Origin of the sequence: Pseudomonas meliae (genome assembly GCF_001400515.1) — a bacterium.
Classification (GTDB): Bacteria; Pseudomonadota; Gammaproteobacteria; order Pseudomonadales; family Pseudomonadaceae; genus Aquipseudomonas; species Aquipseudomonas amygdali.
Window position 1 is genome coordinate 7,427 of the sequence record NZ_LJQT01000228.1, and the last position, 25,620, is coordinate 33,046.

A 25,620-nucleotide genomic window follows, 5' to 3' on the forward strand; every position below is an offset into this window, starting at 1 on the left:
AGGTGGCGGGGATGACTGAGGTATCAGAGCGTTTTCTGTGGCGCTTGATCCTGCGCGCCATCTCTTGTCGCTGAGGCGTCCTCCCAGTTTTCCTGTTGATTGATGTAGTCCACCAGTTCACGAAGCCTGCCCTGATTGCGTCCTGTGAAGGTAAACGCAAGTCGTGTCAGGTGACTGAATTGAACTTCATCGTGCTCCTCGCCCTGATAGCTGTGCTGATGAAAGTTTTCATTGATACACAGATCGGCGAAAGCTTCCTGCATGTGCTCCAGAGCCTTCGCGCTGAGCGCGTAGCGCATGCGGATTTCAGCCAGCGGCTGGAGTGGAAGTTGCCATAAAACTGGTTGATCTCTTCCACGGCGTCATCGGCGCTGTAGACCAGTCTCATCAGTTTCATATCGGCTGGCAGAATGTAGTGGTTGTCCTGCAACTGGTTTTTGATGAAGTCCAGTGCACCTTGCCAGAAGCTGCCGCCAGGGGTGTCCAGTAACACGACGGGCACCAGAGGGCTTTTGCCGGTCTGTATCAATGTAAGCACTTCCAGCGCTTCGTCCAGGGTTCCAAACCCGCCTGGACACAGCACCAGTGCGTCGGCTTCCTTGACGAAGAACAGCTTGCGTGTGAAGAAGAAGTGGAAAGGCAGCAGGTTTTCCGTGCCCTCCACCGTAGGGTTGGCGTGCTGCTCGAAGGGCAGGGTAATGTTGAACCCCAGGCTGTGTTTCAGACCTGCACCTGCGTGGGCTGCCGCCATGATGCCGCCACCTGCGCCGGTGATGACCATCATGTCCGAGCGGGCAAGCTTTTGGCCAGCTCTCTGGCCTGTGCGTAAAGGGGGTGCTCCTGAGGGGTGCGAGCAGAGCCGAATACGGTGACTTTGCGGCGGCCCTTGAAGCGCTCGAGCACCCGAAAGGCTTTGTCCAGTTCGCGCAGGGTTTGCAGCGTTATCTTGACGTCCCAGCGATTGCGGTCGTCCTGGGCCATGCGTAGCACCGTGAGCATCATGTCGCGGTACAGCGGCAGGTTTCTGGTACCAGGAGCAACCTCGTTGATGTGCTCTTCAATTTTGCTGGTCAGGTCGAGCCCGTTGCTTTGAAAGTGTCGGGATAGAAGATCGTCAGGTACATACGGCATTCGGGGTTTATCCTCCTGCAGAATCAATGGCCCGGTGGGGCATGTTGAATCGATGATGTCCCGGTTTGCAGAGAAAGGCTACCCATTCCCTGTTCATTGCCAGGGCGGATTCGTTGCAGGATGTCTTGAGCGTTGCTGAACTGACGCGCCTGAGGGACAGGCGCGCGGGGAGGGTGCCAGGTGCCGAGGGTACTTACTTTTTCGGCTTTACAGTGCAATCCGACGCCTGAAAGGTCTGGGTCGCAACCGGGCGGTTGGTCTTGTACTCGGTGAACTGATACTTGAGGACGGCCCCCTTGGTCATCAACTGGCGGAAACCGTTGTTGTGGCAAACGCTGTTGCCCAACTGGTTGCGCATCACGTCCGGGTTGGCGCGCATTTGCTGGGCCTGACCTTCGCGTACGCTCAAGTGGTTGATCAATTCGTTGCCACTGACGGTATAGCCCTGATCGAGGATGTCTTCGTTGATCGCTCTTGGCGTGCCGACACTGCTTTCCTTAGCCACTTTTTCCAGCATCTTGCTGAGTTCGAACTCCTGTTTCGACGCCGCCTGGGCGCATAGCGGAGCAACGAGCAAAAGCGTAAGGGTGGGTACGATAAGGCGCAGCATAAACTCTCCTGATTAAGTGGCTGGCCGTTGGACCAGCGACTTCAAAGTGCGTTCCGGGCAGCCCGCCGATAACGCGGGTTGCAATGGCGCAGCAGTATAGAGCAGGAGTCTTCATCGGGCCTAGGGGCTGTACCCGTTTCAACACGGTCTCTCTGAAGCGGGAACAGCTCGAGGACCGAAAGCGGGTTGAAGTGCCGGGGCTCTGATAAACTGCGCGCACTTTAATCCTGCCGAGTCTTTGTGGTGTCGATGTATTCCCCCCGCAGGCGTGTCCTGTAATGAGTCATGCCGTTTCCCGTCTGCGCGACGAGCGTCTGGCCCGCAGTACCAAGCCCTTTATTGCTCGCGGTTCGCGCGCGCCGCGCTGTCCGGATTGCCGGGTTATCTCCAGTTATTGCCTGTGCGCGTGGCGACCTGCCGTGACTGCCGAGTCAGGCATGTGCCTGCTGATGTACGACACCGAGCCTTTGAAGCCGACCAACACCGGCTGGCTGATCGCCGATGTCATCAAGGACACCCACGCCTTCGGCTGGTCGCGAATAGATGTCGACGAGCAATTGCTCGCCTTGCTGGACGATCCGCAGTGGCAGCCCTACATCGTCTTTCCTGGTGAATTCGTTGCCGAGGAGCGTGTGGTCAATAAGGTGTCGCGCATGGATGGCAAGCGTCCGCTGTTCATTCTGCTGGATGCCACCTGGACCGAAGCGCGCAAGATGTTCCGCAAAAGCCCGTATCTGGAAAGGTTTCCGGTGTTGACGCTGGAGCCCGAGCAGATCTCGCGTTACCGTTTGCGCCGATCAAGGCGAGACGATCACTTCTGTACTGCCGAAGTCGCCGCGCTTTGTCTGGAGCTGGCCGGGGATACCTGCGCCAGTGGTGTACTGGATGCTTATCTGGATGTGTTCAGCGCTCATTATCTGGGTGCCAAGTACCTCAAGCCGATAGACCCCGACGACGCGGCCCACACTCATTTGAAGTCTTTTATTTGAAGGCTTTCTATCACGCAGTGTTGCGGATCTGCCCTGTATGGGCTAATTGCCATCCATGTTCTCGGGCAATGACGCTTCGCGCTTGACCGTCATGGTCTTGCTGGGCATGCTTGGCGCCGCCTGGAAGCCGATTCATCTTGTCTGGTGTGGCACCGACGCTCTTTTCGGGTTGTCGCGATGCGCATTCGCCAGTCTTGCTGGGTGGCCGATTCTGTCGGCCCTCACTATAAAAACAGGATCACTACATGACCTACGACATCCTGATCGCTGATGATCATCCCCTGTTTCGCAGTGCGCTGCATCAGGCGCTGAGCATTGGCCTGGGGCCTGAAGCGCGGCTCGTCGAGGCAGAAAGCATTGCCCAGCTTGAATCCCGTCTGGGAGAGAAGGCTGATTGGGATCTGGTTCTGCTGGACCTGAACATGCCAGGGGCTTATGGCTTCTCCGGGCTGGTCCTGTTGCGCGGCCAATATCCGCAGATACCGGTGGTGATGGTTTCGGCTCAGGAAGAGGCGTCGATAGTGGTGCGTTCCAGAGAGTTTGGTGCCAGCGGGTTCATTCCTAAATCCAGCCCCCTTGAAGTCATTCAGCAGGCGGTGCGCACCGTGCTCGATGGCGACGTCTGGTGGCCGCCGCAGGTCAATGAAGTGATCAGTGTTTCGGATGAAGCGAAGGCTGCAAGCGCTGGCCTTGCCAGCCTCACGCCCCAGCAGTTTCGAGTATTGACGATGGTCTGTGAGGGGCTGCTGAACAAGCAGATTGCCTCAGAACTCAGCGTCTCCGAAGCCACTATCAAGGCGCACGTCACGGCGATTTTCCGCAAGCTTGGCGTGCGCACGCGAACTCAGGCAGCGTTGTTGTTACAGCAGCTTGAGTCCATCTCGTCCAGTTAACGGTGTTCAGGTCGCGAGCATTCACGCTTTTTTGACCTTTAGTGCCTTAGCTTTCCTCATCTTTTTTACACAGCAGCCTCTCTATGTCGCCCTTCAAAGGCCAAACCGGTCTAAAACGTATCCTCAATGCCGCAGGCTATTCTCTGGACGGTCTGTCAGCTGCTTTCAAAGGTGAAGCCGCTTTCCGCCAGCTGGTACTGCTTAACGTGGTGTTGGTCCCGCTATCGTTTTTCCTGCACGTCAGCAAGGCCGAGCATGCCTTGCTGGTCGCCGTTTGCCTGCTGGCCCTGATTGTAGAATTGCTCAACTCAGCTGTAGAGGCTGCCATCGACCGAATCTCTCTGGACCTGCACCCGTTGTCCAAGAACGCCAAGGACATGGGCAGCGCTGCCCAGTTCATCGCCTTGAGCATGATCGCTCTGGTGTGGGGCATTGTGCTGCTGGGTTAGGGCTTGTTCAATACAGGCTTGGCAGCACGATCTCGTCGCTGCGCTTCACTCCGGCGGTGAACGCGCGGCACAGTTCGAGGAATTCGCGCATGGCTGACGTCTGATATTTCTGTTTGTGCCAGATGAAATAGAACTGACGCGCCAGATCCAGCTCAGGCGTGGCCAATTCCACCAGGTTGCCGCGACGAAACGAGTCGCGTAGCGCCAGTCTGGAAATGCAGCCAATGCCCAGTCCGGATTCCACTGCCCGCTTGATGGCTTCGGTGTGTTCCAGCTCCAGTCGGACATTCAGCCCGTTGCGGTGGTGACGCATGGCCTGATCGAACGTCAAACGCGTGCCTGAACCTTGTTCTCGCAGTATCCAGGCTTCATGGGTCAGTTCTTCCAGCGTTACATGGGCGCGTTTGGCCAGTGGATGCTGTGGAGCGCAGAACACCACAAGTTCGTCTTCGACCCAGGACTGCACTTCGATGTCCGGGTGGCTGCAATCGCCTTCGATCAAGCCCAGATCAATCTCGTAGTGGGCAACCTGTTGCACGATATGCGCGGTGTTCTGGACGTGCAGTTTGACCTGGCTTTCCGGGTGACGCTGCATGTAGCCGCCGATCAGCAGGGTCGCCAGATAATTGCCAATCGTCAGTGTGGCCCCGACTGCCAGCGAGCCAAAGCCTGATTTACCGTTCAGCAGGTCTTCGATTTCCTTTGCCTGATCCAGCAGAGCGACGGCCTGCGGCAGTAATTGCCTGCCCGTGGCGTTAAGGCTTAGCCGCTTGCCGGCGCGGTCAAACAGCTGGCAGCTCGATTGGCGCTCCAGCTCGGTGATGGAGGTGCTGGCAGCCGACTGCGAAAGCGAAAGCAGCACGGCTGCTTTGGAGACGCTTTCCTGTCGGGCGACGGCAACGAACACTTGGAGCTGACGAAGAGTAAATCGCATATCTATATAACCGATAACCTATATCTTGATAATTCATTTAACAGATATTGTGTCTGCCACTAGAATGTCGCGCAATAGCGCAGTTCTTCTGCGCGCACTATTTTTTCAGGAGTCTTCACGTACATGAGCAACATGCACCACGAGCGTGTCCTCAGCGTCCACCATTGGAACGACACCCTCTTCAGTTTCAAGTGCACCCGCGACCCTGGTTTGCGTTTCGAGAACGGTCAGTTCGTCATGATCGGTCTGCAGCAGCCAAACGGTCGTCCGCTCATGCGCGCCTACTCGATTGCCAGCCCGAACTGGGAAGAGCATCTGGAATTTTTCAGCATCAAGGTGCCGGACGGTCCCCTGACCTCGCAGTTGCAGCACCTCAAGGAAGGCGATGAAATCATCATCAGCAAAAAGCCTACGGGTACGCTGGTGCTGGACGACCTCAAGCCGGGCAAACATCTTTACCTGTTGAGCACGGGTACTGGCCTGGCGCCGTTCATGAGCGTGATTCAGGACCCTGAAACCTACGAGCGTTTCGAGAAAGTCATCCTGTGCCACGGCGTGCGTTACGTGAACGAAGTCGCCTATCGCGAATTCATCACCGAGCATCTGCCGCAGAACGAGTTCTTTGGTGAAGCGCTGCGTGACAAGCTGATCTACTACCCGACTGTCACCCGCGAGCCGTTCGAGAACGAAGGTCGCCTGACCGATCTGATGCGCAGTGGCAAACTGTTCAGCGATATCGGCTTGCCACCGATCAACCCACAGGACGACCGCGCCATGTTGTGCGGTAGCCCGAGCATGCTCGACGAGACCAGCGAAGTGCTCAACAGCTTTGGTCTGACCGTTTCGCCACGCATGCGTGAGCCCGGCGACTATCTGATCGAGCGTGCATTCGTCGAGAAGTAAGTCGGCCTTACAAAACCCGCCTCGTCCCTGAAGGGATCAGGCGGGTTTTTATTGCCCGGGATTTGTCGCTGGCATCCCTTCAGGCCAGCAGGACTTCAAGCACGCAAATCACACCGGCCTGCGGGTAGTGCCAGCGTACGTCCAGATCCCAGAATTGAGCGCCGTAGCGGCGTTCTGGCGTCGGTAGCTGATAGGCCGGGCGCGGGTCCTGCGCCAGGCATTGCTCGATCAGCTCGACCAGCGGCTCACTCAGGCGTAGTGCGTGTTCGCGAGCCTGCCGCAGGGCGGCGTCCTGCCACTGCACCGGTATCAGGGCCGGCGCAGCGCTGGCGATGTGGTTGGTCGCCTCGGCGATTGCATCGGCGTAGGGTACGTATGGCTTGATGTCCAGCACTGGTGTGCCATCCAGCAAGTCGATGCCGGACAGCCACAGGCGACCGGCTTCGACTTTGTCCAGCCTGACCACCGACTGGCCGATGCCATTGGGGCGATGCGTCGCGCGCGTGGCAAATACCCCCATCGACTGGTTGCCGCCCAGACGCGGAGGGCGAACCTTCAGGCGCGGCTTGTCTTCCAGCGCCATATGGAACAGAAACAGCAGCCAGACATGACTGACCTCTTCCAGCCCTTGAACAGCCTCACCCTGATCGAAAGGCGCCACCAGCTCCAGCACTCCACGTGCTGCCGGGGCCAGCTGTGGCTGGCGGGGGATGGCGAATTTCTCCTTGAAACAGGAGCGTACGAAGCCGACAGGGGAGACGTTGTAACTCATGGTGCCGACCGGTTCAGCCACGCACGCGCAGTGTCAGACCCTTGAGGAAATTGCGTAGCAGTTGATCGCCACAGGCGCGGTAGTTGGTGTGTCCGACCTTGCGGAACAGTGCGCTCAGCTCTGGCTTGGAAACCGGAAATTCTGCGGATTTCAGGATGGCATGCATGTCGTCTTCTTTCAGTTCGAAGGCCACGCGCAGTTTCTTCAGAACAATGTTGTTGGTAATCGGCAGATCAATCGGCTGCGGCGGACGGCTTTCGTCCTTGCCACGTTTGAAGTAAACCAGGCCGTCGAGAAAATGCGCCATGATTTCATCGCTGCAATCCAGATAGCCCTCTTCTTCCTCTTTCTTCATGAAAGCGATGACATCGCTTTTGGACACTTCAAAACCGGTCAGACCGATGATTTCGACAACCTTGCTGTCGCTGATATCGAGCATGTAGCGCACGCTGCGCAGTACGTCGTTGTTCATCATGAGGCGTGTTTCCTGATAAGTCGTATGGCGGCGCATGACGGTGATCATGCGCGCGGTAATAAGGTCGGGTGCCGAGGGAGTTAAAACTTTTCCTTGGTCGTCATGTAGCGCCACTGGCCTTCGGGCAGTTTGCCCATGGACACGCCGCCGATGCGGATGCGACGAATGGCGACGATCTTCAGGCCAACGGCTTCACACAACAGGGCAATGATGCCGGGCTGCGGGTTTTTCATTGCAAAGCGCAGGCGGTTCTCGTTCTGCCAGCTGGCCTTTACGGCGGGCAGTTCCTTGCCTTTGTAGGTCAGGCCGTGATTCAGCCGGTTCAGGCCATGAGCAACCATTTCGCCCGAGATTTCCACCACGTATTCCTGCTCGATCTTGCTGCGGTCATCGGTGAGCTTGCGCAGGATTTTCCAGTCCTGGCTGAACACCATCAAGCCGCTGGCATTGGCTTGCAGGCTTGAAATCGCCTCAAGGCGCATGAAGTGGCCCTTGAGCGGACGCTTGCTGTAGCTGTGCTCGACCGAGAGCGTGCCCGGCGTGATCATCTGCAAAGCCTCTTCGGCGCTTGCCGAGGCAGGTTTGTGCAGGATTATCGTGACCGGTTCAGGGGAGTCGGCCTTGGCATCCGGGCTGAGCTCGATTTTCTGGGTGCTGACCTTGAAGTGCGGCTCTTCGATGACCACGCCGTCCACAGTAACCCAGCCACCCTCGATAAACAGTTCGGCCTCCCGGCGGGAGCAACCGACCAGCTCGATAAGGCGTTTGGAAAGGCGAATGGGGTCTGTCATGAAGAAAAGCCGTTTACTGATGGGAAAGGCGCCATTGTAACCGCTTCACGCTGGTTAATCGCGGCAACATTGCATTTGCGCTGTAATCGATGTCAGTTACGACGGGTCAGGCGCATTCTGAGCATCGGATAAGGCTGACCCAAGCCGTCGACTTCAGAACGGCTGACAACGTCGAAACCATGCCGGAGGTAAAACCCCAGTGCCTGAGTGTTCTGCTCGTTGACGTCCAGTTCACGGATGTCGAAGTGCTCGATTGCGTGGGTCAGCAGCTGCGTGCCCAGCTTTTTCCCGCGATGGTTCGGGTCGATGAACAGAATATCCAGTCGGTTTTTGTTCACGCCCGCGAAGCCCGTGATGTTGAGCCGCTCGTCCTGGGTGCAGAACAGCGTCACGCTGTCCAGATACTGTGTCAGCAACCCCTTGAGCCTGATGATGTAGGCGTCCGGTAGAAAGTCATGGGTGGCGCGCACCGAGCGCTCCCACACCTCGCTCATCTCCGGGTAATCGTTGGTGTCCGGGGTATATAACCGCATCTCGCGTTCTCCTTTCGGCCAGTCTTGCATAGACAACGGCCAGAGACGAAAAAGCCCTGCCGGTTCAAGGGCAGGCNNGCAGGGCTTTCGGTTACGGCAAGGGGCTGTGCTTACAGCATCTCGGCCCACAGGTCGTATTCGTCAGCATCGGTAACGCGGCACATGATCTTGTCGCCTGGCTGAACGGTGCTGCCCTCTTCCAGACCGATGAACACGTTGCCGTCGACTTCCGGGGCATCGAAGAAGCAGCGGCCTACGGCGCCACGATCATCGACTTCGTCGATCAGTACTTCGATTTCCTTGCCGATCTTCATTTGCAGGCGCGCAGCGCTGATTGCCTGTTGATGAGCCATGAAGCGATCCCAGCGGTCCTGCTTGACGTCATCCGGCACGATGGCCGCATCCAGCAGATTGGCAGGAGCACCTTCAACCGGCGAATACTGGAAGCAGCCGACGCGGTCCAGTTGGGCTTCGGTCAGCCAGTCCAGCAGGTACTGGAAGTCTTCTTCGGTCTCACCGGGAAAGCCGACGATGAATGTCGAGCGGATAATCAGATCAGGACACTGCTCGCGCCAGTTCTTGATGCGTGCCAGTGTCTTGTCTTCAAAGGCTGGCCGCTTCATCAGCTTGAGGATTTTCGGGCTGGCGTGCTGGAACGGGATGTCCAGGTACGGCAGGATCTTGCCGGCCGCCATCAGCGGAATCAGTTCGTCGACGTGCGGGTACGGGTAAACGTAATGCAGGCGAACCCAGACGCCCATCGAACCCAGCGCCTGGCACAGCTCGGTCATGCGGGTCTTGACCGGCTGGCCGTCCCAGAACCCGGTGCGGTATTTGACGTCAACGCCATAGGCGCTGGTGTCCTGGGAAATAACCAGCAGCTCCTTCACGCCGGATTTGACCAGACGCTTGGCCTCATCCAGTACATCGCCAACCGGACGGCTGACCAGCTTGCCGCGCATCGACGGGATGATGCAGAAGCTGCAGCTATGGTTGCAGCCTTCGGAAATTTTCAGATACGCGTAGTGGCGCGGGGTCAGCTTGACGCCTTGCGGTGGCACCAGGTCGATCAGCGGATTGTGGTCCTTGCGGGGCGGCACGACATCGTGCACTGCGTTGACCACTTGTTCGTACTGCTGCGGGCCGGTCACCGACAGCACGCTGGGGTGCACATCGCGAATGACATTTGCGTCAACGCCCATGCAGCCGGTCACGATGACCTTGCCGTTTTCCTTGATTGCTTCGCCGATCACTTCCAGCGACTCGGCCTTGGCGGTGTCGATGAAGCCGCAGGTATTGACCACGACCACGTCGGCATCCTCGTAGGTCGCAACGACTTCGTAACCTTCCATGCGCAGCTGGGTCAGGATGCGTTCGGAATCAACGAGTGCCTTCGGGCAACCCAGTGAAACGAATCCGACCTTTGGGGCGGACGGCGTGGTGACGGTGGACATGGCAAACCTCGGCGTGAAGGGCACCCGAACGCGAAGCGCAGGCGCTGACTGGGCGCTTGCTGCGCCTCTGATCAAAAAGTGCGCAATTCTAGCGGTGAGCGGGCGCGATGACCAGCGTTTGGATGAGAATTGCGACGTATGTCAGGCGAGGAGAGGATTTATGCTCAAAGAGCGCTTGGCTGTTGCGCGAGCCTGCATACTTTGTGTGCGCAATTGTCAGGTTCGGGAGGGAGGCGCATTGGTTGAGACCTTCAGGATATGCAGGACGTATCTGGCTACGCTCTCGACCGCGAGTTGAAGTCGTATTTGCCTGAAGGCTGTTCCGTTTCATCAGATGTNNGCGATGCGCACTGATGAAACGGGAGCCATCGCCATAAGGATCTAACCTCGGGCCGATTGACCTGTTAACCCCGTGGCTCGTGCATCGGGCACCCATTGTGCTGACTGCGAAAGCCCGCCGAGTGTTCGTAGGCAGGTTTGCGCACTCGCATCACTCCGCCCAGCGGACGGTGCGCCTCAAGACCATGCCATGGGCTGGATGACATGCCTTCATCGATTTCCTGAATGCTTTGCTCTGACCACGAGGATTGGCGGGGGACATCGATTCGAGCGACTGTCACGTAGGGGCTGAGGTCTTCCGGCCAGATCGCCGACGCATCCTCTACCGGCATCTTCTCCAGGTCCGTGGCCAGCTGGATACGAACCTCCCAGCTGGCATCGTTTTCGAGGAAAAACGCTTTGACTGCCTCACGCAGGCCATCCGGCTTGTCTTTCAGGTCCACAGCCTTGTCGGTCAGCGCCATCAACTCTGCGGAAATGGGGACTACGCTCAGCTTGGCGTAGTAGGGGCCGTACAGAAAAGGTACGACGGTGTAGAACGTCTCGCCGAGAATATGAGTCATCGGGTGCCCGCCGAGACTTCTCAGTGTGCCACTCTCGCCCCCGGCAGACTCGATAGCGGACTCGATACCGCGAAGGACTGCAGACAATGCCTTCTTCATGCCCGGCGCTTTGTCAGTTGTTTTGGCCAATAATTTCAAGGTTTTCAAAAAAGCCTTGGGGTCCCTGGCAGTAAAGGCCTTGGCGTTCTGCATGACGAAATCCTGGGTCGATGCGTCGGCGCTGCCGGGCAAGCGCGTGCCTTCGATATCCACAAGTTTGATCGCCAGCCCCCTGGGCGTTGAGACCTTGTCGTCAAGAATATCCCCCGGGTTGGTTGAGAACCGCATGAAGAGCGGGAAATTTCCAGGTTTCGCAAACGCGCCTTGAGCCAGCGGCTCGGGCAGGTCGTCATAGACCTGAATCTGCCCGCGAAGTAACCCGTGTGCCTTGGCATGCACACTGCGAATGGCGTGCCCGGTGTCTTGCAGAGTGGTTTCAAGAATGGAATGCATGGCTTCCACCAGCTCTTTGCTGGTTTGCGCTTCATCGTCGGGGACGACTTCAAATGAGGGCTGGAAGCGTAATGGCTGAACAGTCAGATTTTTTGTAGTCATCAGGGCATCTCGGTCAGAGGGATCAGGGTACCCGGACGTCGATGCGGTTCTTGATGACCTTTCAGGCGGCAGGCTTAAGTAATGACCGGCCGGTATTTGCGTCGTTCAATGAGAAATATCTCCCCGTAAACTGCCTGAAAGACGGGGCGCGCTGGCCTGATCATTTTCGCCGTTTGCGTTTCACCAAGAATTACAACGAGTGCTGCGTTATGCTTCGCGCCATCGCGCCGAGGCATGTCAATGTCTGGCTGAATCTGAATTGTTACGCGTTGTGATGTTCTCAGTGTTGAACCTCATGTCTGGTTTCCGGGAGTAGTGGATGAGTCAAACAAACAGTCATGGGGAGGCCGCAGGCACTGCCAAGCCTATCGGGTTGCTGATCGCGGCAGTGGGGGTGGTTTATGGCGATATCGGAACAAGCCCGCTGTACACCCTCAAGGAAGTGTTTCAGGGCGGTTACGGCGTGGAAGTCACGCATGACGCGATACTCGGGGTGTTGTCACTGATCTTCTGGTCGCTGATCTGGGTTGTTTCGTTCAAGTACATGGCGTTTGTTCTGCGTGCTGACAACCAGGGCGAGGGCGGCATCATGGCGTTGATGGCGCTGGCGCGTCGAGCATCGGCCAAACATCCCAAACTGCAAATGATGATGGTGGTGTTCGGGTTGTTCGGTGCTGCGCTGTTCTACGGTGACAGCATGATTACCCCGGCAGTCTCGGTATTGTCGGCGATGGAAGGGCTGGAACTGGCCTTCGATGGCCTCGATCACTGGATCGTGCCCATGGCGCTGATTGTGCTGGTGGGGCTGTTTCTGATTCAGCGCCACGGCACGGCACGCATCGGCGTGCTGTTCGGCCCGGTGATGGTGACCTGGTTTCTGGTGCTCGGCGCGCTGGGCGTTTACGGCATCATGCAGTCGCCGGAAGTGCTAAAAGCGGTCAATCCGGCCTGGGGTGTGAATTTCTTCATCATTCATCCGGGCATTGGTGTGGCCATTCTGGGTGCTGTGGTGCTCGCCCTGACGGGGGCCGAGGCGCTGTATGCCGACATGGGTCACTTTGGCCGCAAGCCGATTTCACGTGCCTGGTTCATCCTCGTGCTGCCTGCGTTGCTGCTCAACTATTTCGGTCAGGGTGCGCTGGTGCTGGGCAATCCTGAAACGGTTCGTAACCCGTTCTACCTGCTGGCGCCGGGCTGGGCGCTGCTGCCACTGATCGGTCTGTCGACGATGGCAACCATCATTGCCTCGCAAGCGGTGATCTCCGGCGCCTTCTCGATGACGCTGCAGGCGATCCAGTTGGGCTACATTCCGCGCATGCACATCCAGCACACCTCCAGTGATGCGCAGGGCCAGATCTACATCGGTGCCGTCAACTGGGCGCTGATGGCGGGTGTCATTCTGCTGGTGATCGGCTTCGAATCGTCTGGCGCGCTCGCATCTGCGTACGGCGTGGCAGTGACCGGGACCATGCTCTGCACCACCATTCTGGTGTCGACGGTGATGCTGATGCTCTGGAAATGGCCGCCGTTGCTGGCTGTTCCGTTGCTGATCTGCCTGCTGCTGGTGGATGGCCTGTTCTTTGCGGCCAACGTACCGAAGATCTTCCAGGGCGGTGCCTTCCCGGTTCTGGCAGGTGCAGTGCTGTTCATCCTCATGACCACCTGGAAGCGCGGTAAGCAACTATTGGCGGAGCGGATTGACGAGGGCGGCCTGCCGTTGCCGATCTTCATCGGCAGTATTCGCGTTCAGCCGCCGCATCGCGTGCAGGGCACGGCGGTGTTCCTGACCGCACGTTCGGATGCCGTGCCTCATGCGCTACTGCATAACATGCTGCACAACCAGGTACTGCACGAGCAAGTGGTGCTGTTGACGGTGGTGTATGAGGACTCACCGCGTGTGCCTGCCGCTCAGCGCGTTGAAGTGGAGTCCTATGGCGAAGGCTTTTACCGGGTGATTCTGCACTTCGGTTTCATTGATGAGCCCGATGTGCCTGCTGCGCTGGCCTTGTGTGATCTGCCGGAGCTGGATTTCAGTCCGATGCGCACCACGTACTTCCTCAGCCGCGAAACGGTGATCCCGTCGAAGATGGATGGCATGGCGCGCTGGCGTGAGGCGCTGTTCGCGTTCATGCTCAAGAATGCCAACGGCAACCTGCGCTTCTTCAAGCTGCCGTTCAATCGGGTGATCGAGCTGGGTACGCAAGTAGAGATGTAAGCGTTCGCTGGCAAGGCTGGCAGCGTGGATAAAAAAATCCCGGCGACCTCACGGTGCCGGGATTTTTTATGCCGTTCAGACTTCTATCTGGCGGCGCTTACTGAGCGGTAGCCTTGCCCTGACGCTTGTTGATGGCGTCGATCAGGCGCTTGGCCAGTGCCGGATAGTCTTCATCGAAGTGGTGACCTCCAGGCAACTGAACGGCCTCGCCGACTGCGGTAGTGTCGGTGCAACCGCTGTCTTTCTTCTCTTCGACACCATAAACACAGAACACCTTGGCGGCTGGCAGCTTGGCCATCTCCTGTCCGGTGGTGGCTTCCTTGCCTGCGTTGCCGAGCCAGCCGTCGACGTGAATCTCGAAGCTGCCAGTACGGGCGAAGGCCAGCAGAATGATCGCGTCGACCCGATTCTGATCATCCGCAGCTAGGCGGTTGTAGATCGCGGGCATCACGTCCGCGCCGAACGAGTAGCCAGCCAGGATGAAGCGCTTGGTGCCCCATTTCTGACGGTAGTGGTTCATCAGGTCGGTAAGGTCGACAGCGGTCTGCTCCGGTGTCTTGTGCTCCCAGTAGTAGCGCAACACGTCGATGCCCACCACCGGATAGCCCATCTTGGCCATGTCGCCTGCCACGACCTTGTCCAGATCGCGCCAGCCGCCGTCACCGGACATGAACAGTGTCACGGTATCGGAAGGCTGGCTGGCCGGGACTTCGACGACCGGGATGCCCAGGCCGCCACTGTCGTTTTCACCGAGTAACAGGTGGCGCAGCTCGGTGTTGAGCACCTGAGGCAGCGGAATGTCGTAGTCGCTGATGCTGGTGTCGGCATTGGTTTGGTCACGCACGAACGCTGCACTCGGATCATCCGGGGCGTCGTTCCAGGCGGCCAGCCAGTGTCCGTGCGGAGCTTTTTGCGGCAGCGGCACGTCGCAGATCTGCGGCGGTTTCTCGTCTTCCTCCAGAACAGGCGGCGGATTCGAAACATGCTCCAGCGCAAACCCGACGGAAATGGCCTGCGCCTTGTCGTCGGTCTGCTCGGCCAGCCAGCGCCACGCCAGAGTTGCGCCAGGACCTATGCCACCGACAACCTTCGCGGGGCCGTCAAGCTTCGCCAGGGCATCCTGAAAGGTTTTCTGTTGCAGGACGCAGTCGTCCTTGGGCAATACCACCTGAATGATGCGTGCCGAAGCGTCCTTGCTGATCGCCAGCAACTGCTTGTCGGTGAGCATTTCTTCAGCGGTGACGGCCAGCGCAATGCGGGTCTTGATGCTGGTGGCCGGTGTCACGCTGGTCAGTGGCGCGCCACCGTCAAGGTTCAAGTGTTCCAGCGATGCGGGCGGGGCAGGGCGGTTCCAGATCCATATTCCCAGTGCTACGACTAAAAGAACAATTACCAGAGCTGCAAGCAAAAGGCGCCAGGAGCGTCGAATCATCAGCGTTTCACCAATCCAGTCAGACCGCCCGCAATCAGGGCGGCGGTGTCAGCCAGTGCCACGAGCGGATCAAGTCCGGCAGGCACGGCCATATAACGAGGTTCCCAGTCGGGCTGGAACTTGTCCTTGAAGCGACGCAGCCCCTGGAAGTTGTACAGTTGCTCGCCACGACGAAAGATCATCGAACCCAGGCGCTGAGTGATCGGCGCGCCACGTCGTGGCTGCAGCCCCGACAAAGGCACCATTCCCAGGCTGAATCGCGCATAACCCTGGGCTTTATAATGCAGAATCAGGCCGACCATCATGAATTCCATGGTCAGCTTGGGGGCGTCCGGGTGAGATCGCATCAGGTCCAGACTGGCCAGTTCCGGGCTGGTGGTTTCCAGCAGGTTGGAAAACGCGACCGGTTTGTCCTGGAAGTGCACGATGGCAATGCGGAAGTACTTGAGGTACTCAGTGCTGAAGCGGCCCAGCGAGAAGCCTTTTTCGCGGACATTCTTGCCGGTTAGCCAGGCATCGGAAATCACTTTCAGCTCATCGATAGGCGCTTGGCCCGGCTCGTAGATTTCCAGCGAAAGCCCATCGCGGCCACCTCGGTTCCAGGTGTAACGCAGGTCTTTCATTTCCTTGCCTTTGGCGTCGATATCGAAGCGTCGCAGGTCAACGCGCGCTTCCTCGCCCAGCTTGATGGCGGTGAGGCCGATGTCCATGTAGAACGGCAGGTTTTCCGCGCGCACCTGATAGAACACCGGGCGAGCATGGTGCACGTCGCACAGGTCGCGGAACTGCCAGATCAGCTCGGCACGCTGCTGGGTCGGGCCAATCGGGTCGTAAAGCGCTACCAGACTGCGGCCGCGATGCGAGTACATCAGGAACGCATTGCCAGCCGGATGGAACAGGATCGCCTTATCGCCGGTCAGCACCAGACCGCCATCCGGCTGTTTGGATGCCTTGAGGATCTCGGCTGCCTTGTCCAGATCTGCCGCGTCGGGCAGTTTGATGACCGGTCTGGCAGTACGCAGCAACCAGGTCAGCGAGACCACCACCAACAGCACCGCGCTACCAAGGGCCGAGCGCAGGCCGCGTGGGGCATCTGCATCCAGTGTGAACTGCCACCACAACTGATGGCTGTAAGGCACGTCCTGATAGGCGAACAGCAGCAGCCAGATCGAGGCACCGACTACACAAATGCTGGCAATCAGGTAGACCGGCGAGAACGGCAGCTCCAGCAGGCGGCTTGGGCGGTAGAACGAACGGCGGAACGTGAGCAGCAGGCAGGCGGTCAGCAGCAGCATGCTGGCCTCTTCCCAGTCGAAGCCCTTGAGTATCGACAGCACTGCACCGACCAGCAGCAAAATAGAGGTCAGCATCCAGGCCGCAGACAGCCGACGACGCAGGCCCTGGGCAAGCAGCAGGCACAGCACGCCCACAAGACTTGCTCCGAAGTGCGACGCGTCGATCAGCCGATGCGGGATCATGAAGCCGACGTTTTCCAGTCGGGTATCGATTTCAGGGGTGGCACCAGAGAAGAGCAGCACCACCCCCGACAAGAAAACCAGTAGGGCCAGAATCGGTGCCGCCAGCCCCGAGGCAACGCGCATGGCTTGCTTGGTCGGCAGCAGGCGCTGGGCTTCGGTAAACAGTAGGGTAAGGCAGGCCAGCAGCAGCGGCAGGATCACGTAGATCAAGCGGTAAAGTAGCAGCGCGGCGGCTAGCGGGGCGGCACCCAGTTCGTTGGCAAAGGCTGCGAGCAGAATGGCCTCGAACACGCCGACGCCGCCAGGAACATGGCTGAGCACGCCTGCAGCAAGAGCCAGCAGGTAAATAAGGATGAACGCACCGAGAGGCGGCGCGTGCGGCAGCAGCAGGTACAACACCATCGCCGCCGCAGCGACGTCCAGCGCGGTAATCACCAGTTGGATCAGCGTCAGCTTCAAGTCTGGAAGGCGCAAGGTACGACGACCGAGACGAACCAGAATATTGTGCGGGATGTCCTGTTCCGGCAGGCGGCGACGGTAGACGAACACCGCCAGCAGCAGGCTGCCAATCAACACTGCTGTGGCGACTACAGCCAGCACGTCGACGGGAAGCTTGAGTGCCAGTGACGCGCCTGACAGGTTGCTCAGCGTGGCCAGTGCCGCCAGTGGCGGCAACGCACAGCCTAGCGAAAGGCTGGCGAATACGGTCATGCGGGCGATTTCGATTGCGCCTACGCCATGGCGTGAATAAAGCCTGTAGCGTACCGAGCCACCGGACAGCATCGACAGGCCGACCGCATTGCCGATGGCAAACGAGGTGAAGCCGCCGAGAAGCAGCGTCTTGATGGGCAGATCGACATTGGCATAGCGACTGGCGGACAGTTCGTAGCCCATCAGGATGATATAGCCGACGATTGCCGCGAGCAGCGCGCCGCCCAGAGCGGGCAGGGGCACTGCGAACAGTGAGTCGTGCAGCGCATACCAGTCCATTTCGACCAGCATGTGGCGGCAGGCAATAAGGGCCAGGCTGAACAACAGCAGCATCACCGCCAGCCCGATAGGCTGCCGGTATTTGCTTAGCAGCTCCCGCCAGTTCTGGCGTGGTGGGCTGCCGGGTTGCTCTGCATCAACGGTTTCATTGGAATCGGACATGTTGTCGCGCATCAATCACTCCTTGGATCGTGCGCGACAGGATGGAGGTATGCAGCCAAGTTACCAATCCCTACGCAGAAAATATTTCAGGATGTTAGCGCGTCAACGTCTAACGAGCGAATAGCGAATCCGGCCAGGCGATGCTGTTCAGCCGAGGTTCAGTCGTGATTCAGCTTAGTAACACCTATCGGCAGCGCATGCAAAAACTGTCGTCAATGAAAGCATTACGTTACAGATGTGATGATAGGGTTTCAAAGGGCTTGGAAAATAGTCTTTTTTCTCAGGCAGTTAGCGGTCGCCTGAAATGTTTTTTCACCGGAAACAAAAAAGGCCACTCTTTCGAGTAGCCTTTCTTGATGTTTGGTTGCGGGAGCCGGATTTGAACCGACGACCTTCGGGTTATGAGCCCGACGAGCTACCAGACTGCTCCATCCCGCGTCTGTGTGGCGGCATTCTACAGCCGAACGCTGAAGTGTCAACCCTTAATCCTGAAAGCAGGCAAATGAGTAGCAGATTGTGCACCTTTGCCAATGATGCTGCCTTTTTTGCGCCTCAATGTGAAAGCGCTGATCAGGCTGCAATGAAGGGGTGTCAGTGGCAGGGCATGAGAAGGTACTTTTAACGCAGGCACAAAAAAGGCCACTCTTTCGAGTAGCCTTTTTTGATGTTTGGTTGCGGGAGCCGGATTTGAACCGACGACCTTCGGGTTATGAGCCCGACGAGCTACCAGACTGCTCCATCCCGCGTCTGTGTGGCGGCATTCTACAGAGAGATGGCGAGGTGTCAATGGTTAGTTTTAAAAAAGTGCTTTTTCTTCAATTGGTTAGCGTCGCCGCTTATGAGTTTGTTCGGCTCTGACGCCTGTATGGCGGGGCTGCGCAGCTTTTTCGACCACGCGTCAGGGACTTTTCACTGTTTTTCACGGCGACCTTTCGCATCACTGGATGTTACTTGCCGGTACGAATGAGATACTGCTCAGCCATTGATTGCAAAATCCCATCAGGTCATGACGCAGCGCAAAATCATCCATATCGACTGTGACTGCTTTTATGCAGCCATTGAAATGCGTGACGAGCCCGAGCTCGCTGGCAAGCCGCTGGCGGTGGGCGGCTCTGCAGAGCGGCGTGGGGTGATTGCGACCTGTAATTACGAAGCGCGCGCGTATGGGGTGCGTTCAGCCATGTCATCCCGACATGCGCTCAAACTCTGCCCGGACCTGACCATCGTCAAGCCGCGCATGGAGGCCTATAAGGAGGCGTCACGGGAAATCCATACGATATTCCGGGATTACACCGACCTTATAGAGCCCTTGTCGCTGGATGAGGCGTTCCTCGACGTATCGGATGCCGGGCACTTTTCCGGTAGCGCCACGCGCATCGCCCAGGACATCCGGCGCCGGGTCTCGAATCAGCTGCATATCACGGTTTCGGCGGGCGTCGCGCCGAACAAATTTCTGGCCAAGATCGCCAGCGACTGGAAGAAGCCCAACGGTTTGTTCGTCATTACTCCGGATCAGGTCGAGGATTTCGTCGCCTCTTTGCCCGTTACCAAACTACACGGCGTGGGGAAAGTCACCGCAGACAAGCTGGGGCGGCTGGGCATCGTCGACTGTGCCGACCTGCGAAGCCGCAGCAAGCTTGCGCTGGTCCGTGAGTTCGGCAGCTTCGGTGAGCGTCTCTGGAGTCTGGCGCACGGAATAGATGACCGTCCGGTGCAGAATGACAGTCGACGTCAGTCAGTCAGCGTAGAAAATACCTACGACACGGATCTGCCTGATCTGGCTGCCTGCCTGGAAAAGCTGCCCGCCCTGCTGGAAACCCTCGGTAACCGGATGGCGAGAATGGAAGGGCAGTACCGGCCCGGCAAGCCCTTCGTCAAAGTGAAGTTTCACGACTTCACTCAGACGACTCTGGAGCAGTCCGGAGCCGGAAGGGATCTGGGCAGTTACGAGCAGTTGCTGGCGCAGGCGTTTGCCCGTGGTGCCAAGCCTGTTCGGCTTCTGGGTATAGGTGTGCGTCTGCACGACCTGCGCGCAGCTCATGAACAATTGGAGTTGTTCTCGCAATAATGAAATGGTCGGCTGCGGTTACATACCGCGNNCAGCCTTTCACATTACTGGCTCTGGGCGGGAACGGCGACCAGACGGCCAGCGTCCCTGGCGAGTGATTTGAGAAATTCACCCTGCAACTGCGGATCGTTGCGTGTCAGTTCAATCAGGCTCTGTTCGAGCTCGCTGGCTTCTTCTTCCAGCCCCAGGTCAGAAAGGCGTTTGACGCGATGCACCCATTGGCTGACCTCGTCATCTTCCAGATCGTCGTATATCAGTGCGTGGGCTTCCAGCAGCTTGCCGCGCAGAGAGTGGCTGATCGGCAAGCTGGCGTTCGCGTGAGCGCTGTCCTGGTCGTCTTCGACGTTGATATAAATGCGCGTGATACGGCTCAGGTCCTGTTCGGCAAAAGGACTGTCCAGCAGGTTCAGGCGCAGAATGCCGTTGCGGTCGGTGCTCATTTCATGAGTTTCGTTACCGGCCTTGACCATCACCGGGCGTTCATTCCATGGCAGCGTAGAGTTCTCGATCCGCTTGTCTTTCTGGACTTCGTCAATGCTCGCCAGATTCTGCTGGGCGCGCCCGTGAGAGGGGGCGTTCATGAACGGGTTCAGACCTGCCACACCGTAGTGAATCCAGTCCCGGGTCATGCTTTCCGGCAAATTGCCCAGTGCAAACACGTTAACCACATTCGCCCCGACGCCTGCTACAACAGCGACCGCGCCGAGGGGGATCTCGTAGATCTCCCGCCAGGGCTGGTAAGGCGTATAGCGGTCATAGTGGCGGGTGACTTCAAAATCGGTAACTTCGAACGATTTGTGCTCGTGAATCCGCACGCGGCGTTGCGGTAACTCCAGCGTTTTGGGTTCACCGATATCGACTTGCAGTGTGTGTTCGAGCAGTTTGCGTTCGACGCGCTCCTCGTGCTCACTGCGTTGTGATAGCTGATTGGCACAGCCGCCGACGAGAAACGAGCCGCACAGGACGGCGCTGCCGAGGCTTAAGGTGCTTCGTTTGAGCATGGGATCTCTGATGCGCATTGGGCGAGTGACGAGCGGCGCACCTATTGAAAAAACAGGTGCGCCTTTTGACTCAGCGGTTCACTTTGCCCTGGATGAACGACAGCACATCCGAGACTGCAATGGCTTGCGGTTGCGACTCGGTACGACTCTTGTATTCCAGATTGCCTTCGGCCAGACCACGGTCGCTGACTACGATGCGATGCGGAATACCGATCAGTTCCATGTCAGCGAACTTGATGCCGGGGCTGGTTTTCTTGTCGCGGTCATCGAGCAATACCTCAAAGCCGGCGGCAGTCAGCTCGGCGTACAGTTTGTCTGTCGCTTCACGAACCGCGTCTGTTTCGTAGCGCAGAGGGATCAAGGCGATCTGGAAAGGCGCCAGAGTGTCGTTCCAGATAATGCCGTTTTCGTCGCTGTTCTGTTCGATTGCGGCGGCAACCACGCGGGAAACGCCGATGCCGTAGCAACCCATCGCCAGATTGACCGGCTTGCCGTTTTCCCCCAGCACCTGGCACTTCATCGCTTCGCTGTACTTGGTGCCCAGCTGGAAGATGTGGCCCACTTCGATGCCGCGCTTGATTTCCAGCGTGCCTTTGCCGTCCGGGCTTGGGTCGCCCGCAACAACATTACGCAGGTCTGCGACGGTCGGAACCGGCAGGTCGCGTTCCCAGTTGACGCCGAAATAGTGCTTGTCATCGATATTGGCGCCGACGCTGAAGTCGCTCATCAGCTCGACCGAGCGGTCGATGATGCACGGCAGCGGCAGATTCAACGGACCCAGCGAGCCTGCGCCTGCACCGATGGCATCACGCAGTTCGGCTTCGGATGCCATCACCAACGGGCTGGCAACCTGTTCAAGCTGGCTGGCCTTGATTTCGTTGAGCTCGTGATCGCCACGGATGATCAGGGCAATCAGCTTGCCTTCTTCGGCAGCATGCACCACCAGCGTCTTGACGGTTTTCTCGATCGGCAAATCGAAACCTTCGACCAGTTGGGCGATGGTCTTGGCGTTCGGAGTATCGATCAGACGCAATTCTTCAGTAGCGGCCGGACGAGCTTTCTCACGAGGTACTGCTTCGGCTTTTTCGATGTTGGCTGCGTAATCGGAGCCATCGCTGAACACGATATCGTCTTCGCCGGATTCGGCCAGCACATGGAACTCGTGCGAGCCTGCGCCGCCAATCGAGCCGTTGTCAGCTTCGACCGGGCGGAATTTGAGGCCCAGGCGGGTGAAGATGTTGCTGTATGCCAGGTGCATGCGGTCGTAGGTGACCTGCAGCGACGCGTGGTCAGCGTGGAACGAGTAGGCGTCTTTCATGACGAATTCGCGTCCGCGCATCAGGCCGAAGCGTGGACGAATCTCATCACGGAATTTGGTCTGGATCTGGTACATGTTGATCGGCAGCTGTTTATAGCTGTTGAGCTCATTGCGTGCCAGATCGGTGATGACTTCTTCGTGGGTCGGGCCCAGGCAGAACTCACGGTTGTGGCGGTCGACCAGGCGCATCAGCTCCGGGCCGTATTGTTCCCAGCGACCGGATTCCTGCCAGAGTTCTGCAGGCTGAATGCCGGGCATCAGAATTTCGAGTGCGCCAGCGGCGTCCATTTCTTCACGAACAATCGCTTCGACCTTGCGCAGCACGCGCAGGCCCATGGGCAGCCAGGTGTAAAGACCGGATGCCAGCTTGCGGATCATGCCAGCGCGCAGCATCAGCTGATGGCTGACCACGACCGCATCGGAAGGGGTTTCTTTCTGTGTGGCGAGCAAAAATTGACTGGTGCGCATGGTTGGCCGTTGTCGGTTGCTGAGACTGGATATGACCTGGCATTGTACGGCGGTGTTCCGGTCGCGTACAGGGCGGGGTAGGCTTGCAGAGGGTAGGGGAGTTCTTTCAGAGCCAAATGAAAAAGCCCGGGGCATGAGCCGGGCTTCTTCTATTAACGAGTGCTGAGCTGCGATTACAGGATCGAGATCGGGTAATCGACAATCAGGCGGAACTCGTTGACGTCGCCATCTGCCTGGGCATCGTTACCACGGTGCCATGCCTGACGCATACGGAAGGACAGGTCTTTGGCTGGGCCAGTCTGTACAACGTATTTGGCTTCAACGTTGGTTTCGTGGTGTTTGCCATCAGCTCCATACATATTGGCATAGGCACTGGACGCGTCTACTTTGGTGCCATCAATGTTGTCACCGTTAAGGTAGCGGGTCATGAAGCTCAGGCCAGGAACGCCGTAAGGCGTCATGTTCAGGTCGTAGCGCACTTGCCACGATTTCTCGCCTGGACCGTTGAAGTCGGAGTACTGAACGGAGTTGGCGAGGAAAATAGAGTCGCCACCACGATTGTTGTCGCCTATACCGATGTAGTCGAACGGTGTATCGCCGTCGACTTTCTGGTACGCAACGGTAATGGTATGCGCTGCCAGGAATGAATAGGCTGCCGACGCCGAGTAAGTGGTGTTGTTAATCGATCCAGCTTTAGCGCTGCCTTCGTCAAGGGTGCGGTACAGGTTGACGTCGAAAGCCAGTGACTGATCATTACCCAAAGGCAATGCGTAGTTCACGTTACCGTAGTACTGATCCCAGATGTCTTCGAGTTTGGCTGCATAGAAAGCTACGCCCAAACCGTCGGTCACTGCGTACTTGCCGCCAACAAAATCTGCGCTGCTGGCTTTCAGGCCGTTGAAGCCGTTTGCGTAAGTTGCCCAGATGCTGCCGTCGTGACTGGTGTCATCCTGGCTTGTGCCTGAGTAGAAGTGTCCTGCTTCAAGATCAAGACCTGCAATCTCACTGCTTTGCAGGCTTAGACCGCTAGCGGTTTGAGGTAACAGGCGTGATCCGCCAACCGCAAATACTGGACTGGTGGGCTGCATGTCACCGATTTTCAATTCAGTCTTCGATACGCGGAATTTTACAGCGCCGCCCAGCTTACCCTGCGTAGCCTCGTTATCACCATTGGCGTCAGTGACCAGGTTTCCAGAACCTGAGTATTTGTCGAGACCCCAAAGCCTGAGGCCACCATAGCCGAATGCCTCAACGCCGACACCGATGGTGCCTTGAGTGTAACCGGTGCTGAAGTTGGCCCAGATACCTTGGGTCCAGTCTTTATCGCTGCGACCGCCTGGAGCGGGGTTGTTTTTCTTGTCACGGTTGAAATAGTAATTGCGCAACTTCAGGTCAAGCGTGCTGCCTTCCACAAAGCCCTTGGCATCAGCCTGATCGCTAACGAAAGGTGCCGCTGTTGCCAGTTGGGTGCTGGCTGCCGTAACGGCCAGTGCGATTGCGCTCCACTTCATCACTCTCATCGTGATTGCTCCTTTGGTTTTTAGAAGATTTTTGCCGTCCACCTGTTTTTTTATCTGGGCGGCTCTTTCTATTTTTGGTCGGCGGAATCTATATCACGCTGACGCTGGTTGCTATAGGTACAGCTCTATCCTTTCATATTCTTTACGACATGGCACCAGGCTAGCCCGTAGTGGCATCTGTGCTTGATCGAATGGATCAATACGCAGTCTGCCAAACACGTCCCCCAAGGTCGCGAGCCTTGTTTCCCTTGATGCTGTCACCCTCGTTTTCCGCCGGGGGTGGCGTGATCATATGGGTCATAAAGCAACAAGCGTGCACAAAATTTCCGAAAATGAAAAAATTTTGTGAAAAATCAGAATCAGCATCGCCTTTTTGCTTTATCCATATGATTTTTATGAATATTTCAATTTTGTAAAAATATCGATGGATTTTACGTGTCATGGTTGGGGGCGGTTCTTTCTCGCAAAAGCGTTACCCGAATCAGCTCCCTTTGAGTAGAAAACGAATGCGTTGTGTTGTTGTCGCAACAGCAGTGTGTGATTTTGGTGCAGTGCGTGCCCGGTTCGCCTGAACCTGGAGCAATGCTCTGGTTGGTCACTATGGTGAGGCCAGGGCTGTTTCATTTTCATGTACCTGAAGCAGGCAATTGTCAGGCGGCGTTTCAATGAAAGAATTCATGGTTGGCGGTTCTACAACCTTAGCGAGCGTCAAATCGGTGCGGTCACCGTTATGCCGGACTCATTCTGGTGCGCATGGGGGCGGGCAGGTGAAGCGCCGTGCGAACCCTAGTATCCTGCGGGCCTCGCAGCACCCTGTTACCGACAGGGCAGGTACATTCACCTGGCAGTCAGGAGTTTTTTATCGTGTTCGTTCTGGATTCTCGTCTTCAACAAGACACCTTGCCCATTGGCGACTTTCCGCTGTGCCGGTTACTGCTCTCCAATGACAGTCATTACCCGTGGTTCATTCTGGTCCCGCGTCGGGCTGATATCACTGAGGTGTTTCAGTTGAGCGCTGCAGATCAGTTGCAGCTATGGCAGGAGACCAGTGTTCTGGCCAAGGTGCTGAAAGAGCTGTTCGATGCGGATAAAATCAACATTGCTGCCTTGGGTAATGTGGTCAGTCAGTTGCACATGCACATAATTGTGCGCAATCGTGACGATGCGGCCTGGCCTGCGCCCGTCTGGGGCAAGCATGCTGCAGTTGCTTACACCGACGAGCAGTTCTCGGCAATCTGCCGGCAGCTCAGGCCGGTATTGACGAATGATTTTCGATTTGAGGAGGAGCAGTCATGAGCCTTGAAGAGCGAGTCATGGAGCTGGAAAGCCGCATGGCCTTTCAGGACGATACAATTCAGGCACTCAATGATGTGCTGGTAAAGCAGCGGCGCGAGTTTGATCATCTACAGCAGCAGATGGCAGCAATGATCAAGCGTCAGGAGGAGATGGGCAGTCAGTTCGATACCTTCGAGGAAGAAGCGCCGCCACCTCACTATTGATCTGTTGCCATAAAAAAACCGCGACTTCCTTTGGAGGGA

22 protein-coding genes, 2 tRNA genes and 2 pseudogenes (1 of these 26 running past the window's edge) are annotated in these 25,620 nt (G+C 57.5%); 9 read left to right on the forward strand and 17 right to left on the reverse strand.

Going from position 1 to position 25,620, the window contains the following annotated elements:
- Nucleotides 1-19, forward strand: partial view of a recombination regulator RecX gene (gene recX / locus ALO64_RS10100; protein WP_054991708.1) — the 3' end only. 452 nt of this gene lie to the left of the window's left edge; the window shows 19 of its 471 coding nt (coding positions 453-471); its start codon lies beyond the left edge, outside the window; it ends in the stop codon at nucleotides 17-19.
- A gap of 4 nt (nucleotides 20-23) precedes the next feature.
- Here recX and ALO64_RS10105 read toward each other — a convergent pair.
- Both ALO64_RS10105 and ALO64_RS10110 read right to left on the reverse strand, forming a co-directional pair.
- A pseudogene (locus tag ALO64_RS10105) lies at nucleotides 24-1,131 on the reverse strand (LOG family protein).
- A gap of 193 nt (nucleotides 1,132-1,324) precedes the next feature.
- Nucleotides 1,325-1,741 (reverse strand): quorum-sensing-regulated virulence factor family protein, encoded by a 417-nt coding sequence (locus ALO64_RS10110; RefSeq protein WP_002554685.1) that lies wholly within the window; start codon nucleotides 1,739-1,741, stop codon nucleotides 1,325-1,327.
- A gap of 278 nt (nucleotides 1,742-2,019) precedes the next feature.
- Between ALO64_RS10110 and ALO64_RS10115 the strand changes: the two genes are divergently transcribed.
- The 3 genes from ALO64_RS10115 (at nucleotide 2,020) to ALO64_RS10125 (ending at nucleotide 4,072) form a co-directional block, all read left to right on the forward strand.
- Complete coding sequence (locus tag ALO64_RS10115) at nucleotides 2,020-2,730, forward strand: tRNA-uridine aminocarboxypropyltransferase (RefSeq protein ID WP_044344270.1); 711 nt, start codon at nucleotides 2,020-2,022, stop codon at nucleotides 2,728-2,730.
- A 245-nt stretch (nucleotides 2,731-2,975) separates the two neighbouring features.
- Nucleotides 2,976-3,623, forward strand: a complete 648-nt coding sequence (gene erdR / locus ALO64_RS10120; protein WP_002554683.1) for a response regulator transcription factor ErdR — start codon at nucleotides 2,976-2,978, stop codon at nucleotides 3,621-3,623.
- An 83-nt stretch (nucleotides 3,624-3,706) separates the two neighbouring features.
- Nucleotides 3,707-4,072, forward strand: a complete 366-nt coding sequence (locus tag ALO64_RS10125; RefSeq protein WP_002554682.1) for a diacylglycerol kinase — start codon at nucleotides 3,707-3,709, stop codon at nucleotides 4,070-4,072.
- Nucleotides 4,073-4,079: 7 nt separating this feature from the next.
- Here ALO64_RS10125 and ALO64_RS10130 read toward each other — a convergent pair whose 3' ends face one another.
- Complete coding sequence (locus ALO64_RS10130) at nucleotides 4,080-5,006, reverse strand: LysR family transcriptional regulator (RefSeq protein ID WP_002554681.1); 927 nt, start codon at nucleotides 5,004-5,006, stop codon at nucleotides 4,080-4,082.
- A 123-nt stretch (nucleotides 5,007-5,129) separates the two neighbouring features.
- Between ALO64_RS10130 and fpr the strand changes: the two genes are divergently transcribed.
- A complete protein-coding gene (gene fpr / locus ALO64_RS10135) occupies nucleotides 5,130-5,909 on the forward strand; it encodes a ferredoxin-NADP reductase (protein ID WP_044344269.1) in 780 nt (259 codons plus the stop codon).
- Between the two features lie 79 nt (nucleotides 5,910-5,988).
- Here fpr and tsaA read toward each other — a convergent pair whose 3' ends face one another.
- The 6 genes from tsaA to ALO64_RS10170 all read right to left on the reverse strand — a co-directional run bounded on the left by tsaA (nucleotide 5,989) and on the right by ALO64_RS10170 (nucleotide 11,430).
- Complete coding sequence (gene tsaA, locus ALO64_RS10140) at nucleotides 5,989-6,681, reverse strand: tRNA (N6-threonylcarbamoyladenosine(37)-N6)-methyltransferase TrmO (RefSeq protein WP_044324680.1); 693 nt, start codon at nucleotides 6,679-6,681, stop codon at nucleotides 5,989-5,991.
- Nucleotides 6,682-6,694: 13 nt separating this feature from the next.
- Nucleotides 6,695-7,156, reverse strand: a complete 462-nt coding sequence (locus tag ALO64_RS10145) for a YehS family protein (RefSeq protein ID WP_002554678.1) — start codon at nucleotides 7,154-7,156, stop codon at nucleotides 6,695-6,697.
- Nucleotides 7,157-7,236: 80 nt separating this feature from the next.
- On the reverse strand, nucleotides 7,237-7,947 hold the full coding sequence (locus ALO64_RS10150) for an rRNA pseudouridine synthase (RefSeq protein WP_002554677.1): 711 nt from the start codon (nucleotides 7,945-7,947) through the stop codon (nucleotides 7,237-7,239).
- Between the two features lie 92 nt (nucleotides 7,948-8,039).
- Nucleotides 8,040-8,480, reverse strand: coding sequence for a GNAT family N-acetyltransferase (locus ALO64_RS10155; RefSeq protein ID WP_044344268.1), 441 nt, complete (start codon nucleotides 8,478-8,480; stop codon nucleotides 8,040-8,042).
- A 110-nt stretch (nucleotides 8,481-8,590) separates the two neighbouring features.
- Nucleotides 8,591-9,934 carry a 30S ribosomal protein S12 methylthiotransferase RimO gene (gene rimO, locus ALO64_RS10160; protein ID WP_044344267.1) on the reverse strand — a complete coding sequence of 448 codons (1,344 nt, stop codon included), beginning with the start codon at nucleotides 9,932-9,934 and terminating at the stop codon, nucleotides 8,591-8,593.
- Between the two features lie 404 nt (nucleotides 9,935-10,338).
- Complete coding sequence (locus ALO64_RS10170; RefSeq protein ID WP_044344266.1) at nucleotides 10,339-11,430, reverse strand: catalase family protein; 1,092 nt, start codon at nucleotides 11,428-11,430, stop codon at nucleotides 10,339-10,341.
- Nucleotides 11,431-11,749: 319 nt separating this feature from the next.
- On the opposite strand from ALO64_RS10170, the gene ALO64_RS10180 reads away from it, so the two are divergent.
- The gene (locus ALO64_RS10180) at nucleotides 11,750-13,645 is read left to right on the forward strand and encodes a potassium transporter Kup (RefSeq protein WP_005733333.1); all 1,896 of its coding nucleotides are present in this window, start codon (nucleotides 11,750-11,752) and stop codon (nucleotides 13,643-13,645) included.
- A 97-nt stretch (nucleotides 13,646-13,742) separates the two neighbouring features.
- Here ALO64_RS10180 and ALO64_RS10185 read toward each other — a convergent pair whose 3' ends face one another.
- From ALO64_RS10185 to ALO64_RS10200, 4 genes and pseudogenes are all read right to left on the reverse strand, one after another.
- Nucleotides 13,743-15,077, reverse strand: a complete 1,335-nt coding sequence (locus ALO64_RS10185; RefSeq protein WP_044344265.1) for a virulence factor family protein — start codon at nucleotides 15,075-15,077, stop codon at nucleotides 13,743-13,745.
- Nucleotides 15,077-17,694 (reverse strand): annotated as a pseudogene (gene mprF / locus ALO64_RS10190) (bifunctional lysylphosphatidylglycerol flippase/synthetase MprF). The gene ALO64_RS10185 and the pseudogene mprF overlap by 1 nt, the downstream one beginning before the upstream one ends.
- Nucleotides 17,695-18,068: 374 nt before the next feature.
- Nucleotides 18,069-18,145 (reverse strand) — tRNA-Met (locus ALO64_RS10195).
- A gap of 231 nt (nucleotides 18,146-18,376) precedes the next feature.
- Nucleotides 18,377-18,453: transfer RNA gene (locus ALO64_RS10200), tRNA-Met, on the reverse strand.
- Between the two features lie 260 nt (nucleotides 18,454-18,713).
- Here ALO64_RS10200 and dinB point away from each other — a divergent pair.
- The gene (dinB, locus tag ALO64_RS10205; RefSeq protein WP_005746536.1) at nucleotides 18,714-19,775 is read left to right on the forward strand and encodes a DNA polymerase IV; all 1,062 of its coding nucleotides are present in this window, start codon (nucleotides 18,714-18,716) and stop codon (nucleotides 19,773-19,775) included.
- A gap of 44 nt (nucleotides 19,776-19,819) precedes the next feature.
- On the opposite strand, the gene ALO64_RS10210 is transcribed toward dinB, so the two are convergent.
- The 4 genes from ALO64_RS10210 to ALO64_RS10225 form a co-directional block, all read right to left on the reverse strand.
- The gene (locus ALO64_RS10210; protein WP_002554669.1) at nucleotides 19,820-20,776 is read right to left on the reverse strand and encodes a hypothetical protein; all 957 of its coding nucleotides are present in this window, start codon (nucleotides 20,774-20,776) and stop codon (nucleotides 19,820-19,822) included.
- Between the two features lie 70 nt (nucleotides 20,777-20,846).
- Nucleotides 20,847-22,562: a proline--tRNA ligase gene (locus ALO64_RS10215; protein WP_005733337.1), complete on the reverse strand. Its 1,716-nt coding sequence runs from the start codon at nucleotides 22,560-22,562 to the stop codon at nucleotides 20,847-20,849.
- Nucleotides 22,563-22,735: 173 nt separating this feature from the next.
- Entirely contained in the window at nucleotides 22,736-24,082 is a 1,347-nt protein-coding gene (locus ALO64_RS10220) for an OprD family porin (RefSeq protein ID WP_044344263.1), read from the reverse strand.
- A 196-nt stretch (nucleotides 24,083-24,278) separates the two neighbouring features.
- Nucleotides 24,279-24,524 carry a hypothetical protein gene (locus ALO64_RS10225; protein ID WP_044344262.1) on the reverse strand — a complete coding sequence of 82 codons (246 nt, stop codon included), beginning with the start codon at nucleotides 24,522-24,524 and terminating at the stop codon, nucleotides 24,279-24,281.
- Between the two features lie 422 nt (nucleotides 24,525-24,946).
- Here ALO64_RS10225 and ALO64_RS10230 point away from each other — a divergent pair, with 422 nt between their 5' ends.
- Both ALO64_RS10230 and ALO64_RS10235 read left to right on the forward strand, forming a co-directional pair.
- Nucleotides 24,947-25,378 (forward strand): HIT family protein, encoded by a 432-nt coding sequence (locus ALO64_RS10230; protein WP_005733340.1) that lies wholly within the window; start codon nucleotides 24,947-24,949, stop codon nucleotides 25,376-25,378.
- Nucleotides 25,375-25,581 carry a SlyX family protein gene (locus ALO64_RS10235; RefSeq protein ID WP_002554665.1) on the forward strand — a complete coding sequence of 69 codons (207 nt, stop codon included), beginning with the start codon at nucleotides 25,375-25,377 and terminating at the stop codon, nucleotides 25,579-25,581. The genes ALO64_RS10230 and ALO64_RS10235 overlap by 4 nt, the downstream gene beginning before the upstream one ends.
- Nucleotides 25,582-25,620: the final 39 nt, after the last annotated feature.

Coding starts and splice junctions, on each gene's coding strand:
- ALO64_RS10110 (WP_002554685.1), bottom strand. CDS start 1,741: ATGCTGCGCCTTATCGTACCCACCCTTACGCTTTTGCTCGTTGCTCCG.
- ALO64_RS10115 (WP_044344270.1), top strand. CDS start 2,020: ATGAGTCATGCCGTTTCCCGTCTGCGCGACGAGCGTCTGGCCCGCAGT.
- erdR (WP_002554683.1), top strand. CDS start 2,976: ATGACCTACGACATCCTGATCGCTGATGATCATCCCCTGTTTCGCAGT.
- ALO64_RS10125 (WP_002554682.1), top strand. CDS start 3,707: ATGTCGCCCTTCAAAGGCCAAACCGGTCTAAAACGTATCCTCAATGCC.
- ALO64_RS10130 (WP_002554681.1), bottom strand. CDS start 5,006: ATGCGATTTACTCTTCGTCAGCTCCAAGTGTTCGTTGCCGTCGCCCGA.
- fpr (WP_044344269.1), top strand. CDS start 5,130: ATGAGCAACATGCACCACGAGCGTGTCCTCAGCGTCCACCATTGGAAC.
- tsaA (WP_044324680.1), bottom strand. CDS start 6,681: ATGAGTTACAACGTCTCCCCTGTCGGCTTCGTACGCTCCTGTTTCAAG.
- ALO64_RS10145 (WP_002554678.1), bottom strand. CDS start 7,156: ATGATGAACAACGACGTACTGCGCAGCGTGCGCTACATGCTCGATATC.
- ALO64_RS10150 (WP_002554677.1), bottom strand. CDS start 7,947: ATGACAGACCCCATTCGCCTTTCCAAACGCCTTATCGAGCTGGTCGGT.
- ALO64_RS10155 (WP_044344268.1), bottom strand. CDS start 8,480: ATGCGGTTATATACCCCGGACACCAACGATTACCCGGAGATGAGCGAG.
- rimO (WP_044344267.1), bottom strand. CDS start 9,934: ATGTCCACCGTCACCACGCCGTCCGCCCCAAAGGTCGGATTCGTTTCA.
- ALO64_RS10170 (WP_044344266.1), bottom strand. CDS start 11,430: ATGACTACAAAAAATCTGACTGTTCAGCCATTACGCTTCCAGCCCTCA.
- ALO64_RS10180 (WP_005733333.1), top strand. CDS start 11,750: ATGAGTCAAACAAACAGTCATGGGGAGGCCGCAGGCACTGCCAAGCCT.
- ALO64_RS10185 (WP_044344265.1), bottom strand. CDS start 15,077: ATGATTCGACGCTCCTGGCGCCTTTTGCTTGCAGCTCTGGTAATTGTT.
- dinB (WP_005746536.1), top strand. CDS start 18,714: ATGACGCAGCGCAAAATCATCCATATCGACTGTGACTGCTTTTATGCA.
- ALO64_RS10210 (WP_002554669.1), bottom strand. CDS start 20,776: ATGCTCAAACGAAGCACCTTAAGCCTCGGCAGCGCCGTCCTGTGCGGC.
- ALO64_RS10215 (WP_005733337.1), bottom strand. CDS start 22,562: ATGCGCACCAGTCAATTTTTGCTCGCCACACAGAAAGAAACCCCTTCC.
- ALO64_RS10220 (WP_044344263.1), bottom strand. CDS start 24,082: ATGAGAGTGATGAAGTGGAGCGCAATCGCACTGGCCGTTACGGCAGCC.
- ALO64_RS10225 (WP_044344262.1), bottom strand. CDS start 24,524: ATGACACGTAAAATCCATCGATATTTTTACAAAATTGAAATATTCATA.
- ALO64_RS10235 (WP_002554665.1), top strand. CDS start 25,375: ATGAGCCTTGAAGAGCGAGTCATGGAGCTGGAAAGCCGCATGGCCTTT.